Consider the following 13,132-nt stretch of genomic DNA (forward strand, 5'->3'; position numbering starts at 1 on the left):
TTCCGATGCACACCAGCACTCCCACCGGACCCGCGCCCCGCACCCGTGCCCGGCGCGGCCCGGCGGCGCTGGCCGTCGCGGCCGCGCTCACCCTCACGCTCACCCCTGCCGTCCCGGCCGCCGCCCTCACACCCGCCGTCCCGGCCGCGCTCACGGCCGGAGTCTCCGCCGCCGGGGCCGCGTCGCCCGTGGACCTCGACGCGTTGTTCATCGGCGCTCACCCCGACGACGAGGCGTTCACCCTGTCCACCCTCGGCCAGTGGAACGAGGACCACGACGTGCGCACCGGCGTCGTCACCGTCACCAGGGGCGAGGGCGGCGGGAACGCCGTCGGTCCCGAGGAGGGCCCGGCGCTCGGGCTGCTGCGCGAGGCCGAGGAACGGACGGCGGTCGGGAAGGCGGGCGTGAGCGAGGTGTTCAACCTCGACGACGTCGACTTCTACTACACGGTCAGCGCCCCGCTGACCGACCAGGTGTGGGGCGGCGACACCCTGGAGAAGGTGGTGCGGCTCGTCCGCCTGACCCGTCCGGAGATCCTGCTCACCATGGACCCGGCACCCACCCCGGGCAATCACGGCAACCACCAGGAGGCCGCCCGGCTGGCCGTCGAGGCGTTCTACGCGGCGGCCGACCCCAAGGCGTTCCCCGAGCAGATCGGCGAGGAGGGCCTGCGTCCCTTCGCGCCGTCGCGCCTGCTCACCGGCGGCGCGCGCGGCACCTCGCGAACCGGCCCCGACTGCGCCTCGACGTTCCGTCCCGCGAACGCGGCGCAGAACGTGTTCGGCGTGTGGAGCGGGCGCGCCTCGCCGAGCCGGGGCAGAACCTGGGCCGCCGTGGAACGGGAGGCGCAGCGTGTCTACGCCTCCCAGGGCTGGGCCGGCTTCCCCGACGTGCCGTCCGATCCCGCCCAGCTCGGCTGCGACTTCTTCACGCAGGTGGACGCGCGGGTGCCGTTCCCGGAGCCGGGCAGCCCCGCCGCCGCGGCCCCGACGGCCATCCTCGACGGCGCGCTGACCAGGCCGAGCGGCACGGCGCCGCTCGGCACCCTCCTCGGCCTGCGTACCAGCGCGTTGGACGTGCGCCCTGGCACGCCGTTCACGGTCGAGGTCTCGGTGAAGGCGCCGCCCCGCGAGCCGCTCGGCCGCTCGTCGGTGGCGCTGCGCGTCCCGGAGGGCTGGCAGGTCACCGCCGGCACCGCCGCCACGGACAGCGCCTCCCCCACCACCCGGGGCGCGGACGTGGACAGCACGGACGCCGGCAGCGCGGACGCCGGCAGCGCGGACGCCGGCAGCGCGGACGCCGGCAGCGCGGACGCCGGCAGCGCGAACCTGGGCCGGTTGGCCGCCGGGCGGAGTGGCTCGGCGATGTTCAAGGTGACCCCGCCGTCGCAGGCCGCCCTCGGCCGGGCGCGCATCGCGGCCACGCTCACCACCGAGCGGGGCGGCGGCTACACCGACCGGCAGGTCGAGGTCGTCCGCTCCGTACGGGCCGCGCAGCAGCCGCTCCCCCAGGTGGCGCAGTACGAGGAGTGGACCACCGGGACGGGCGTGCCGCAGCTGCGTGGCCTGGTCACCCCCGTCCTCACCCTCCCGTCGGGCGGCACCAGGCAGGTCGGCGTCGTGGTCACGAACGTCAGCGACGCGCCCGTCTCCGGCACCGTACGCGTGGACCTGCCGCCGGGCTTCACGGCCGACCGCGCGCAGGCGTCCTACACCAGCCTGGCGGCGGGAGCGGCGACCACGCTGCCGTTCACCGTCACCAACTCCGACCCCACTCTGAAGACCTCCAACGAGGGCGGCGACTACGCCTACACCATCACCACCACCAGCGCGGACGGCACCACCACCAGCCGCCCCGCCCTGGAGCTGGTCCCGGCCGCCACCGTGCCCCAGGCGTCCGGCGCTCCCGCCGTGGACGGCGCCGAGGCGGGCGGCGAGTACGGCGGCCCCGCCCTGGACATCTCCCGCCTCTGGGAGGGCACCGCGTGCTCCTCGGCGGCCGACTGCTCCGGCACGGCCAAGCTGACCTGGCACGACGACACGCTGTACGTGCTGGTGCACGTGCAGGACGACGTGCCCGGCACGCGGCTGGCCGCCTCCGACTGCAAGCGGCACTGGCGTACCGACTCCGTGGAGGTCACCCTCGACCCGCGCGGCGCCTCCGAGAACACCTCCACCACCTTCAAGACCGCGGTGCTGCCGGCGACCGCCGAGGGCCCGCCCTGCCATCTCCGCGACGCCGACAACCGCCAGGGGCCCGGCGACGAGACGGCCCCGGGGATGCGGGTGGCCTCGAAGGTCTCCGCCGGGGAGTACACGGTGGAGATGTCCATCCCCCTCGCGGTCCTGCCCGGCGCCGTCGACCCGGCGCACCTGGGGCTGAACATCCTGGCCTACGACTCCGACACCCAGGACAGGACCGGCCAGACCCGCATCGGCTGGTCGACGTGGGGCGGCGTGCAGGGCGACCCGTACCGGTGGGGCGTGGCCACCCTGCCCGGGTACCGGCCCCCGCCCGACCGCCCGACCACCCCGCCGGACCCGGTCATCCCGGACACGGCCCTGTCGAGCCTGGACTCGCCGCAGTCGCTGGAGCAGTCCGTACGGGTGCACGTCCCGCCCTCGGGCGCCGCGGCCCCGCCCGCGCAGACCGGCCGCGCCGTGTCCGCCTCCGCCACCGGCGGGCGCGACGCGGTGAAGGTGACCCTGCGGGCCGCCTCGCGCGGTGAGGCCCACCTGTTCGTCCGGGACGGGCGGGGCACCGCGGGCAGCCGCGTCGTCACGATCTCCGCCAAGGGCACCACGACCGTCACCGTCCCCTTGACCCGTGCTCTGGACACGCGCCCGACGGTGGTGGCCGGCTGGCAGGCCCCTGACGGCGGGACGGCGGCCTCCCTGGTGCCCGTGCGGTGAGCTAGGGGTAGGCACGTAAGCAGCCACCCCCGCCCGGCGCACCTGTCCGGGCGGGGCTGCCCCGCCGCCCACCCTGCGCGAGCACCTGCCACATTCCCACCGGGACGGCTGGCGGGTGTTGCGAGTGGCGGCGGCACGGGGTGGCGGCCCGCGCGGTGGCGGCGCGCCGTCGTGACAGCGCGCCGTCGTGACAGCGCGCCGTCGTGACAGCGCGCCGTCGTGACAGCGCGCCGTCGTGACAGCGCGTTCCCGGACGCGAGCAGTGCAGCGTGTTCCCCACACAAGCGGTGGAGGCGCATTCCCGAACGCGGATGGTGGGTGCGCCGCGTTCACCAACACGAGCAGCGCCGCGGCGCGTCCACGATTCCCGAGCAGCGCCGCGGTGACGGGAACGCGCCGGACGCGGCGCTACCGCTGGCAGCGTCCGAAGTCCACCACGAACGTGCCCCCGCCGCCGGCCCCCGCGCCGGCCGGGTCCGCCGCGCCCGCCGCCGCGCCGGCACCGACGTCCACCAGGGTCGGGCTCAGGACGATCTGGCGGTGCCCGTACGTGCTGACGTGCACCCACCAGTGCACGGCGGCCCTCGGCGTGCCGGAGCCGCCCCACCCGGTGTACGTGGTCTCCGCGTACGCCCACGACAGCGGGTTCGGGCAGTAGCCGGCGGCCGTGATGCGGCTTCCCGGGGTGGAGCCGGTCTGCGGGTTGGTGTGCGAGTTCGCGCCCGGCCGCCACCACTTCAGCCGGGCGGCGGCGTCGGCGTGCGAGGCCGCGGCGGCGTCCAGGGCGCTGTTGCGGGTGAGCGGGCGGAGCCCGGCCCTGGCCCGCTCGGCGTCGATGAGGCAGAGCACCGCCTGGCGCACCATGGCGATGTTGCCGCTCTGCGGAGCCGTGTCGTAGTACGCCGCCGCGACGTCGCATCCGATCCCTGCCGTGGCCGAAGTCCGTGCCTCGCCGCTGAGCGCCGGAACGCCCAACGCGACACCGCCCGCGCCGGCCGTAACCGTGCCACTGAGCGCCGCAACACCCGACCCGGCACCACCCGCGGCGGCCGAAGCCGTGCCGCCGAGCGCCGGAGCGCCCGACGCGACGGCGACCGCGGTGGCCGCCGCTGCGAGAAGGCGCAGGGTGCGTCGTCGGGCCCGGGTCTTGACGAATGGCGAAAGGTCACTCATGAGGACCCCTTCTCCTTGGGTCCTCCAGTGATAAGACCGGCCCCGGGATGCGGGCATGAGTAGCCCTTACTCAGAAGGCGGAGCCGGCCGAAGGCGAGCAGCCATCCTCATGCGCCCGCCGTCAGGAGATCCGGCACCCGTTCCCTGACAGGGTGCCGTTCCACGGGAAGATGTGGCCGCACACGTAGGTGCCCGCCGCGGGGCCGAACCGGATGATGACGGTCACGTCCACGTACCCTGCCCCGCCGCACCCCCAGCCGGTCAGCGTGTACGCGTCCCCCGCCGGGCTGCGTTCCCCGGAGAAACACTCGTGGGAGCCGTCCGCCCGAGCGGGGGCGGCGAGCACGGACAGGGCCAGAACGGCGATTCCCGCCGCACAGGCGGCACGTCGTCGGAAGGTCATGTCCCGACCGTAGAAGCCGCCGCCACAGGCACCTAGATGCGATTCATCACCTCCGCATGTGCATTTCTCATCCGCGCTCACTCCCGGTTGTTGAGCCGGTACGAGCAGATCAAGGCGACCAGGATGACGGCGCACATCGCGATGCTGAACGCCTTCATCGAGATCGTCGCCGCGGCCAGGCACACCGCCCCCGCGGCGATGGACAGCACGACCACCAGAGCGTTCCTGCTGATGCGGGGCCTGTCCGGCTCGGGTGGCGGGTACACCGCCGTCATCGGGAGCGGCTCCCAAGAGGTGCCGCATTCCGGGCATTGCCACGGCCTGTAGCTCATGGAGTCGGGGCGCATGCACTGGTGGCTCACTCGGCACTTCCTCCGCGGTCTCGTCACTGCCGGGGCTGTGCCGCGCGTTCGCGGCGCCCACGGCCGTACGGTAGAGCATCGGAGCGACATGACGATCATCGCCGGGCCTCGGCCGGGGCCGGTCAGGGAAGCGGGACGAGGTCCAGCTCGCGCATGACGAACGCCAGCCAGTAGGCCTGCTGCTCGACGATCGTGGTCCAGGCCGTCCCGCCGTGCCCCGCCCCCGGCCACACCCGCAGCAGCACCGGATGCGGGGACGTCGTGGCGGCCTGGGCGCGGGCGGCGAACTTGCGGGAGTGCCAGGCGGGGCAGCGCGGGTCGTTGGCGCCCGCGTCGAGGAGGATCGCCGGGTACGGGGTGCCGGGCCGCACGTGGTGGTACGGCGAGTAGGCCATGAGCACGGGGGCGTCGGCGGGGTCGTTCGGGTTGCCGTACTCGGACAGGGTCGCGGCCGTGCCGACCGGGTCGCGGGCGACGCGCATCAGGTCCAGCTTCGGCGCGCCGCACACCACCGCCCGCCACAGGGCCGGCCGTTGCGTCACCGCCACGCCGGCGAGCAGGCCGCCGTTGGAGGCGCCCTGCACGGCCAGCCGGTCGGGGGCGGTGATCCCGTCGGCGATGAGCCGCTCGGCGATGGCGTACAGGTCGTCGAAGCTGTTCTGCTTGGCGTGCAGCCGCCCGCCCTCCCACCACTGCAGCCCGAACTCGCCGCCGCCGCGCACGTGGGCGTGCGCGTACACGCCGCCCGCCTCGACGAACGCCGCCACCGGCCCCAGGTAGGAGGCCAGCTCGGCGACGTTGAAGCCGCCGTACCCGTGGATGAGCGCGGGCTGCGGGCGCGAGCGGTCGAGGTCGGCGCGGTGGACGAGGGTGCAGGGCACGCGGGTGCCGTCGGCCGAGGTGGCCCAGATCCGGGTGGTGACCAGGCCCGGCAGGGTGTGGCCCGCTCCTTGCAGCCTGGTCAGCACGCCGGTGTCGAGGGCGTAGTGGTAGACCGCCGGGGACTGCGTGTAGGAGGTGTAGCCGAAGGTGATGGCGTCCTCGCAGCCGATGACCTGGTCCATCACGCCGAGGGCGATGACGCCCTGGGCGACGGAGCTGACCGAGCCGGGGCCGGGGAGCGGCACCTCGCCGAGCTCCTTGCCGTCGAGGTCCAGGATGCGGACACGGGAGACGGTGTCGACCAGCTCGCCGAGGACCAGCCGGTCGCCTGCCAGCGTGACGCCGGTGAGCACGGTGTCGCCTCCGGGGATCAGCTCGGTCCAGGAGGCGGGGTCGCCCGGGCTGTCCAGCGGGATGCGGACCAGCCGGCCGCGCGGGGCGCCCGCCGTGGTGACGGCCACGTAGGAGTCGCCGGCGAGCACACCCTTGTAGAGGTGCCCGGTGTCGGTGATGAACTCCCGCCACTGCCAGGACGGCGGCCCGCTCCCGCCCGCGGGTTCCTCGATGCGGGCGAGGAAGTGCGGCCGGGGGCGCAGGTGGTCGACCTGGATGAGGGCCCACCGGCCGTCGCGGGAGATCTTGGGGATGGCGAACATGTGCGGGATGTCCAGCGGCTCGGGCTCGGTGGGCGGGGGCTGCCCGAGGCGGTGGAAGAACAGCCGCCAGCGCAGCGGCATCCGGGCCGCCGCCGGACCGGCCCCGGCCGCGCGGTCCGGCTCGGTCGCCTGGCCGGAGGCCGTCCTGGGCGCGGGGTCCGGGTCGGCGTTGGCCATGTAGAAGAACCCGGTGCTGTCCGGCAGCCAGGCCACCAGGCCGGGGCGCTGCTGCGGCACGCCGTCCAGCAGCACCTTGCCCGTGTCGATGTCGATCACCTTGAGCTCGGGCAGCTCCCGGCCGGACGCGTCGAGCGAGTACGCCAGCAGCCGCCCGTCGGGCGAGGGCTGCGGGCTCATCCGCAGCGGGATGCCGCCGGTGGACAGCTCGTTGAGGTCGATCACCGTGCGCCAGGGGCCGGTGACGTCGTCGGCGGCCTCCAGCACCATGAGGTCGCGCCCGTCCGGGACGCGCCCGCGAAACCACCGCGGCCCGTACCGGACGGGCACCACGAGGTTGCGCGCGTCCATCTGCTCGACCAGCTCGCCGACGCGGGCGGCGAGGCGGTCGTAGTGCGGCCAGGCATGCACGTGGGAGCGGGCCAGCTCGTCCTGGGCCCGCTGCCATGCGGCCACGCCGTCGCCGTCGTCGTCCTCCAGCCACTGGTACGGGTCGTCGAACACCAGCCCGCCGACCTCGTTCCGCTCCGGCCGCGCGGGCGCGACGGGATAGGACATGCTCATGTGAATCTCCTTGCCGATGGTCGAAGCCTGAGGAAGGGACGCGCTGTCAGCCGTCCTGCCGCACGTTTCTCGCACGCTGGAAGTACTCCATGACGGCGGGGAGGTCGTCGGCCTCCAGCCAGTCGATCTGGCGGCTGATCTCCGCGCTGAGCTGGGCGCCCGCCCTGCGCCACAGCGCCAGGCCGGCGCCCTTGAGCTGCTCGGCCACCTCCCGGTCGCCCACCTGGAGGCCGGCCGCCATGGCCTCCCAGCGCCTGGTCACCTCCTGCACCTGCGGGTCCTCGACGGGGGTGCCGGCCAGCATGAGCCGGCGGCCCTCGCGCAGCAGGGCGAGCCACTCGGCGCGGTAGCCGGACATCCGGGCCTCGCCCAGCTCCGCCCTGCGCCGTGCCAGGTGGTCGCGCAGCTCCTGGTCGAAGTGCGACTCGTACACCGAGTGCAGCTCCAGCGCCGCCATGACCCGCTCGGGGTCGGGCATGACCGCCCGGTCGAGCAGCGCCACCAGGCCGCCGATCCGCTCTCTGAGCTGGCCGATGCGGGCCGCCTGGAGGTCGAGCTCGGCGAGCTGGGCGCCGAGCAGCGCGCGCAGCGCCGTGAGGTCGTCGGACGGGCGGTCGAGGATACGGCCGATCTCCTCCAGGGTCAGGCCGAGGCCGCGCAGCGCCCGCACGCGGTAGAGCCGCCGCAGGTCGGCCTCGGTGTAGCGGCGGTGGCCCGACGGGGTGCGCTCGCTCGCCGGGACCAGGCCGATCTCCTCGTAGTGGTAGAGCGTGCGGATGGTCACGCCGGTGGCCTTGGCCAGCTCACCGATGCTCCATCGACGCTCACCGTCGTCGTTGCCGGTCACGGGTACGACGGTAGGACCTACCGTGGCGGGAGGTTCAACTCCTCACTCTATGTGATTGAACGACTACACAGCGGGTAGGGGTGCAGAAAGCCAACATCCCCAAGCGGGGTGGTCGGCGTCCCCCGATCCCTCCGGCGTACGCCCCCCGCGGCCATGGAAAGGGAGCCCCCGTGCCCAGTAACGACCGCTGCGCGACCATGCCCGTGCACCACCAGCTCATCGCCACGTCCCCGCGCTACGCGGTGGCGCTGGCCGCCATCGAGAACGAGACGTTCGCCAGGAAGAACGCCAGGGCCGCGGCCCGGGAGGAGGTGGTGACGATCCCGGTCGTGGTCCACGTCGTCCACCACACCCCCGAGCAGAACATCGGCCAGGAGCAGATCGACAGCCAGCTCAAGGTGCTCAACGAGGACTTCAGGCGGGCCAACCCGGACGTGGACAAGGTGCCGGAGGTGTGGAAGGACCTCGTGGCCGACGCTCGGCTGGAGTTCAAGCTGGCCGACACCGACCCCGACGGCAACCCCACCTCCGGCGTCGTACGCAAGGAGACCAGCGTCGAGGCGTTCGAGCCCGACCACGGCGTCAAGTTCGGCGACCGGGGCGGATCCGACGCCTGGCCCGCCGACCGTTATCTCAACGTGTGGGTGTGCGAGCTGAAGTCCGCGCTCGGGTACGCCACGTTCCCCGGCGGGCCCGCCGAGATCGACGGGGTCGTGATCCTGCACCGCGCGTTCGGCACGACCGGCACGGCCGAGGCCCCGTACGACGGCGGCCGCACCGCCACCCACGAGATCGGGCACTGGTTCAACCTCCGGCACATCTGGGGTGACGACGGCGACGGCTGCTCGGGCACCGACTTCGTGGACGACACGCCCAACCAGGGCGGCCACAACCGCGGCACGCCCACCTTCCCCAAGCTGAGCTGCGACAACGGCCCCAACGGCGACATGTTCATGAACTACATGGACTACGTGGAGGACGCCTCCATGTACATGTTCACGAAGGGTCAGGCGGAGCGGATGGACGCGGCGCTGGCCGGGCCGCGGTCGTCGTTCCTGTCGCCGCAGGCCAGGCAGAGCACGCAGCCCGGCGCCCGCGCCTGAGCGGCGGCGAGCACCCGCGCCCGGCCCGGCGCGCCCGGCCCGGCCGGTGCTGCCGGAAGCGTCCCGTACGCTCCCCGCGGCCCGCCGGACGGCCGCCACGGCCCCGCAGGCGTACCCCCACCGCGGCCCGCCGGACGGCCGCCACGGCCCAGTAGGCGTACGTTCCCCGCGGCCCGCGTACTCCCGCGGGGCGGTATCCCGGGTGCCGCCGCTACGGCGCGCGGCGTAGCGCAGCGAGCGCCGAGCGGCGGATGCCCCGATCCGGCCCGCCGCGCGACAGTGGACGCATGGACGGAGCAGGTCTGAGCATCGCGTTACTCGGGCCGCTGGAGGTGCGGCTGGGCGGGAGGCCGGTCCGGCTCACCACCAGCAGGCTGCGGGCGCTGCTGGCCGTGCTGGCGGTGTCCGCGGGGGACGCGGTGAGCGTGGAGCGGCTGGCGCGGGCCCTGTGGGGAGAGAAGCTGCCGGCCAACGCGCGGCGCAGCATCCAGACGTACGTCACCCGCCTGCGCCGGGCGATCGGCCGGACGGCGATCCGCACGACCCCGGACGGTTACCTGCTGGACGTCGATCCCGGCCAGGTGGACGTGCTGCGTTTGCGCGCGCTGGTGGCCGAGGCGGGCAGGTCGCGCGGCACGGCGGCGGAGCGGGCCCTGGTGGAGGAGGCGAGCCGCCTGTGGCGCGGCCAGCCGTTCGAGGGCATCGACTCGGACTGGCTGCGCGCGGCCGTCTCGCCGTCGCTGCAGGAGCTGCACCTGAGCACCGTGGAGCGGCGGATCGACCTGCTGCTGGCCGAGGGCCGCCACGGCGAGCTGGTCGCGGAGCTGATCGGCCTGGCCGCCGGGCACCCGCTGCGGGAGTCGCTGTGGGGGCGCCTGCTCGTGGTGCTGGGGGCGTGCGGGCGGCAGGCCGAGGCGCTGGTGGTGTACGAGCGGCTGCGCCGCCGCCTGGCCGACGAGCTGGGCACCGACCCCTCGGCCGAGCTGCGCCGCATCCACGCCTCCCTGCTGCGACCCGGCCCGCCGCCGGACGTGGCGGTGTTCTCCTGCGTCGTGGAGCCGTGCGCGGGGGTGTGCGTGATCTCAGGGAGGGGCGAGGGGGACCGCAGGTTCCTGGCGTTCGTGTGGAGCCCGGGGTAATGGAGCCCGGTGTAACGGCGGGCACAGGCAGGGCGGCGGGCGCCGTCCAGGATGGGTGATCGGATTCCCCTCACACAACGGAAGGTGATGTCGTGCGTCTGCTCGCTGGGTTGACGATGACCGCCGTGCTCGCCGCCGGGCTGATGGCCGCCCCGCCCGCCATGGCCGCCGAGGCCGTGAAGTTCGCCGCGGACTCGGGCGACACGTGCCGCCGCGGGGCCGCGGAGGGCACGCTCGAACGGTACGACGGGCCGGTCATCCATCCCGTCGTCAACGTGGAAGGCTTACTGTCCGACGAGGCGCTCCCGACCGTCTGCTTCCCCGACGACCTGCACTCCACGGTCACGTTCCGCGGCTACCGGGGCGCCGATCTCGTGGACTCCGAGACGTACAAGGCGGACGACGAGCAGGTCAAGTTCGCCTTCGAGCTGAGCAACGGGCTGCTGAGCATCGACCGGGTGGTCGTGCAGGTGTGCCGGTTCAGCAACTCGCCCATCGGGATCAGCTACTGCGGGACGGCGCAGGAGTACAAGATCCCCTGAGGAGCCCGGGGATCAGGGTGACGGCGTCACGATGAGGGCGCCGGGCTGCCCCTCGGGGAACACCCAGACGTGCCTGCCCGCGGCGATCACCAGCGCGGGCGGCGCGTCCAGCCCCAGCTTGATCACGCGGAGCGGGGTGCCGGCGGCCGGGGCGAGCGCGAACAGGTCGCGGCCGCCGCCCGTCAGCACCCCGTTCGCGCACACCAGGAACGGCACGGGCCCCTCCGGCGCCCGCACGAGCCGTCCCGGCTCGCCCGACCACGCCGACACCCGCAGCAGCCCGCCGGTCACGCTGATCCATAACGATCCGGCGCACACGGTCATGGCGCCGCGCTCGCGCCGCCCGAGTTCCACCTCCTTGGGGCCGCCGCGCAGCACGTCGTCGCGCTTCGACGTCCACCACAGCCGCTCGCCCTCCACGGCGCACGCGTCCAGCGCGGGCAGCTCCAGCGGCTCGCCCAGCCGTCCCGGCTCGTCCAGCCGGCGCGCCACGCCGTCGCCGACGGCCCAGATCGCCCCGCCGCCGGCGACCACCCGGCCCTCGAAGCGGGCGCCCGCGATGGGGACACCCGACGGGTCGAGCCAGTGGACGCGGCCGGGCGCGGTGCCCGCGAGCGTGCCGTCCGGGAGCGAGTCGGCCGCCGGCGGCCCCGCGAACGCCCTGGGCACCAGCACGGTCTCCGCCAGCGTGCCCGGCACCGCGCCCGTGGCGGTCACCGTGCCCGGCACCGCCGCCAGGGAACGCAGCTCCGGCGCCGTGCCGCCGCCCTCCAAGGGGCGGCCTGCCGGCGTGTACACGCGTACCCCGTCGTCCGTGGCGCACCAGACGGTCGACCCGTCGGACGCGGCCGCGCGGACGGGGCGCGGCAGCTCGATCCTGGTGACCGCGACGTCCATGCGCTGAGACTAGACCCGCGCGGCACGGGCCGGACAGTCGTGATCGGGCCCCGCTCTCACGCCCCGGCCCAGGCACGGAGTAGACCGTGACGGGGTATACCGCGCGGCAAGTGCGCCATCCGGTCGTCGGCCCAGGTCACCCTGGCTGCGATCATTGTGACCATGCGTGTTGTGGTGATCGGGAGCGGCATCGTGGGGGCGGGCGCGGCGTACCACCTGAGCCGCCGGGGCGCGGCGGTGACCGTGGTGGACGCCGGCTGCCAGGGCGGGGCGACGCGGGCGGGCGCGGGCATCGTGTGCCCGTGGGTGGACCATCCGGAGGACGACGACTGGTACCGCCTGACCCGCGAGGGCGCCCGCGCCTACCCGGCGCTGGTGGAGGAGCTGGGCGAGGACATCGGGTACGCCAAGGTGGGCGCCCTGCTGGTGGCCGAGGACCCGGTGGACCTGGAGCCGGTGCGCACGCTGCTGCGCCGCCGCCACGCCGGGGCGCCCGAGATGGGCGACGTGGTGGACGTGGACACGCCGACGGAGCTGTTCCCGCCGCTGTCCGACGACCTGAGCGCGCTGCTCGTGCCGGGCGCGGCCCGGGTGGACGGCTGCTCGGTGCGCGACGCGCTCCTGCGGGCCGCCATGGCCAGGGGCGCGCAGGTGCGTACGGGCATCGCCACGCTCACCCGGGACGGCCAGGTGCTGCTGCACCAGGCGGACACCGGGGCCGGCACGCGGTGGAGCCCGGCGGTCGCGGCCACGCCCGCGGGCGAGGGCGAACCCGGGGGCGAGGGCGGGCTCGCGGGCGAGCACACGTCGTGGCGGCAGGCCGCGCCGCTGAGCGCCACCCCGGGCCCCGCCGCGCCCGCGAGCCCGGAGGCGATGCGGGTGACGGGTGAGGGCGTCCCGGTCGAGGCCGACGTGGTGATCGTGGCCGCCGGCGCGTGGACCGGTGAGGTGTGCCGGCCGCTGGGGGTCGAGCTGCCGGTCTTCCCCAGGCGCGGCCAGATCCTGCACGCCACCATGGAGGGCGTGGACACCGCGTGGTGGCCGATCATCCTGCCCAGGACCGGGCCGTACCTGCTGGGGTTCCCCGACTCCCGCGTGGTGGTCGGGGCGACGGTCGAGGACGTGGGGTTCTCCCCGCGGGTCACGATGGGCGGCCTGGACGAGGTGATCGAGGCGGGGTTGCGGGTGGCGCCCGGGCTGTTCAACGCGACGGTGACGGAGACCAGGGTCGGCCTGCGGCCCGTGTACGCCCCTGGGCGGGCGCTGATCGGGCCGCTGACCGACCGGGTGGTGGTGGCGACGGGGCTGAGCGCGTACGGGCTGACGGCGGGGCCGTTCACCGGCGAGATCGCCGCGGCGCTCGCTCTCGGCGAGGCGCCGCCGCTCGACATCGCGCCGTACGCTCCCGCGCAAACCGGCTGACCGGCGCCGCCCCCACGCGAGCTGGGTGACCGGCGCCCACCCCCATGCGAACC

General features: G+C 74.7%; 11 protein-coding genes. 5 read left to right on the top strand and 6 right to left on the bottom strand.

Annotation, left to right across the window (positions count from 1 at the left end; genetic code table 11):
• Positions 1-5 precede the first annotated feature (5 nt).
• Positions 6-2,912, top strand: a complete 2,907-nt coding sequence (locus ACBJ32_RS07780) for a sugar-binding protein (RefSeq protein ID WP_375126125.1) — start codon at positions 6-8, stop codon at positions 2,910-2,912.
• 408 nt (positions 2,913-3,320) lie between these two features.
• On the opposite strand, the gene ACBJ32_RS07785 is transcribed toward ACBJ32_RS07780, so the two are convergent.
• The 5 genes from ACBJ32_RS07785 to ACBJ32_RS07805 all read right to left on the bottom strand — a co-directional run bounded on the left by ACBJ32_RS07785 (position 3,321) and on the right by ACBJ32_RS07805 (position 7,976).
• Entirely contained in the window at positions 3,321-4,085 is a 765-nt protein-coding gene (locus ACBJ32_RS07785; RefSeq protein WP_375126126.1) for a CAP domain-containing protein, read from the bottom strand.
• Between the two features lie 121 nt (positions 4,086-4,206).
• Positions 4,207-4,488: a hypothetical protein gene (locus ACBJ32_RS07790; RefSeq protein ID WP_375126127.1), complete on the bottom strand. Its 282-nt coding sequence runs from the start codon at positions 4,486-4,488 to the stop codon at positions 4,207-4,209.
• 77 nt (positions 4,489-4,565) lie between these two features.
• The gene (locus ACBJ32_RS07795) at positions 4,566-4,763 is read right to left on the bottom strand and encodes a hypothetical protein (protein ID WP_375126128.1); all 198 of its coding nucleotides are present in this window, start codon (positions 4,761-4,763) and stop codon (positions 4,566-4,568) included.
• A 209-nt stretch (positions 4,764-4,972) separates the two neighbouring features.
• Positions 4,973-7,129 carry a prolyl oligopeptidase family serine peptidase gene (locus ACBJ32_RS07800; RefSeq protein ID WP_375126129.1) on the bottom strand — a complete coding sequence of 719 codons (2,157 nt, stop codon included), beginning with the start codon at positions 7,127-7,129 and terminating at the stop codon, positions 4,973-4,975.
• Positions 7,130-7,175: 46 nt separating this feature from the next.
• A complete protein-coding gene (locus ACBJ32_RS07805; protein ID WP_375126130.1) occupies positions 7,176-7,976 on the bottom strand; it encodes a MerR family transcriptional regulator in 801 nt (266 codons plus the stop codon).
• A gap of 170 nt (positions 7,977-8,146) precedes the next feature.
• Here ACBJ32_RS07805 and ACBJ32_RS07810 point away from each other — a divergent pair, with 170 nt between their 5' ends.
• The 3 genes from ACBJ32_RS07810 (at position 8,147) to ACBJ32_RS07820 (ending at position 10,760) form a co-directional block, all read left to right on the top strand.
• Complete coding sequence (locus tag ACBJ32_RS07810) at positions 8,147-9,079, top strand: zinc metalloprotease (protein ID WP_375126131.1); 933 nt, start codon at positions 8,147-8,149, stop codon at positions 9,077-9,079.
• 287 nt (positions 9,080-9,366) lie between these two features.
• The gene (locus ACBJ32_RS07815) at positions 9,367-10,218 is read left to right on the top strand and encodes a BTAD domain-containing putative transcriptional regulator (protein ID WP_375126132.1); all 852 of its coding nucleotides are present in this window, start codon (positions 9,367-9,369) and stop codon (positions 10,216-10,218) included.
• Positions 10,219-10,310: 92 nt separating this feature from the next.
• Positions 10,311-10,760 (top strand): hypothetical protein, encoded by a 450-nt coding sequence (locus ACBJ32_RS07820; RefSeq protein ID WP_375126133.1) that lies wholly within the window; start codon positions 10,311-10,313, stop codon positions 10,758-10,760.
• Between the two features lie 12 nt (positions 10,761-10,772).
• Here ACBJ32_RS07820 and ACBJ32_RS07825 read toward each other — a convergent pair whose 3' ends face one another.
• Positions 10,773-11,657 (bottom strand): hypothetical protein, encoded by an 885-nt coding sequence (locus ACBJ32_RS07825; RefSeq protein WP_375126134.1) that lies wholly within the window; start codon positions 11,655-11,657, stop codon positions 10,773-10,775.
• A gap of 162 nt (positions 11,658-11,819) precedes the next feature.
• On the opposite strand from ACBJ32_RS07825, the gene ACBJ32_RS07830 reads away from it, so the two are divergent.
• On the top strand, positions 11,820-13,079 hold the full coding sequence (locus ACBJ32_RS07830; RefSeq protein WP_375126135.1) for an NAD(P)/FAD-dependent oxidoreductase: 1,260 nt from the start codon (positions 11,820-11,822) through the stop codon (positions 13,077-13,079).
• Positions 13,080-13,132: the final 53 nt, after the last annotated feature.

Source organism: Nonomuraea sp. GTA35, from assembly GCF_041950525.1.
GTDB lineage: Bacteria > Actinomycetota > Actinomycetes > Streptosporangiales > Streptosporangiaceae > Nonomuraea.

Excerpts from the sequence above, each read along its gene's own strand:
- ACBJ32_RS07780 (WP_375126125.1), top strand. The coding sequence starts at position 6 with ATGCACACCAGCACTCCCACCGGACCCGCGCCCCGCACCCGTGCCCGG.
- ACBJ32_RS07795 (WP_375126128.1), bottom strand. The coding sequence starts at position 4,763 with ATGACGGCGGTGTACCCGCCACCCGAGCCGGACAGGCCCCGCATCAGC.
- ACBJ32_RS07785 (WP_375126126.1), bottom strand. The coding sequence starts at position 4,085 with ATGAGTGACCTTTCGCCATTCGTCAAGACCCGGGCCCGACGACGCACC.
- ACBJ32_RS07815 (WP_375126132.1), top strand. The coding sequence starts at position 9,367 with ATGGACGGAGCAGGTCTGAGCATCGCGTTACTCGGGCCGCTGGAGGTG.
- ACBJ32_RS07825 (WP_375126134.1), bottom strand. The coding sequence starts at position 11,657 with ATGGACGTCGCGGTCACCAGGATCGAGCTGCCGCGCCCCGTCCGCGCG.
- ACBJ32_RS07800 (WP_375126129.1), bottom strand. The coding sequence starts at position 7,129 with ATGAGCATGTCCTATCCCGTCGCGCCCGCGCGGCCGGAGCGGAACGAG.
- ACBJ32_RS07830 (WP_375126135.1), top strand. The coding sequence starts at position 11,820 with ATGCGTGTTGTGGTGATCGGGAGCGGCATCGTGGGGGCGGGCGCGGCG.
- ACBJ32_RS07790 (WP_375126127.1), bottom strand. The coding sequence starts at position 4,488 with ATGACCTTCCGACGACGTGCCGCCTGTGCGGCGGGAATCGCCGTTCTG.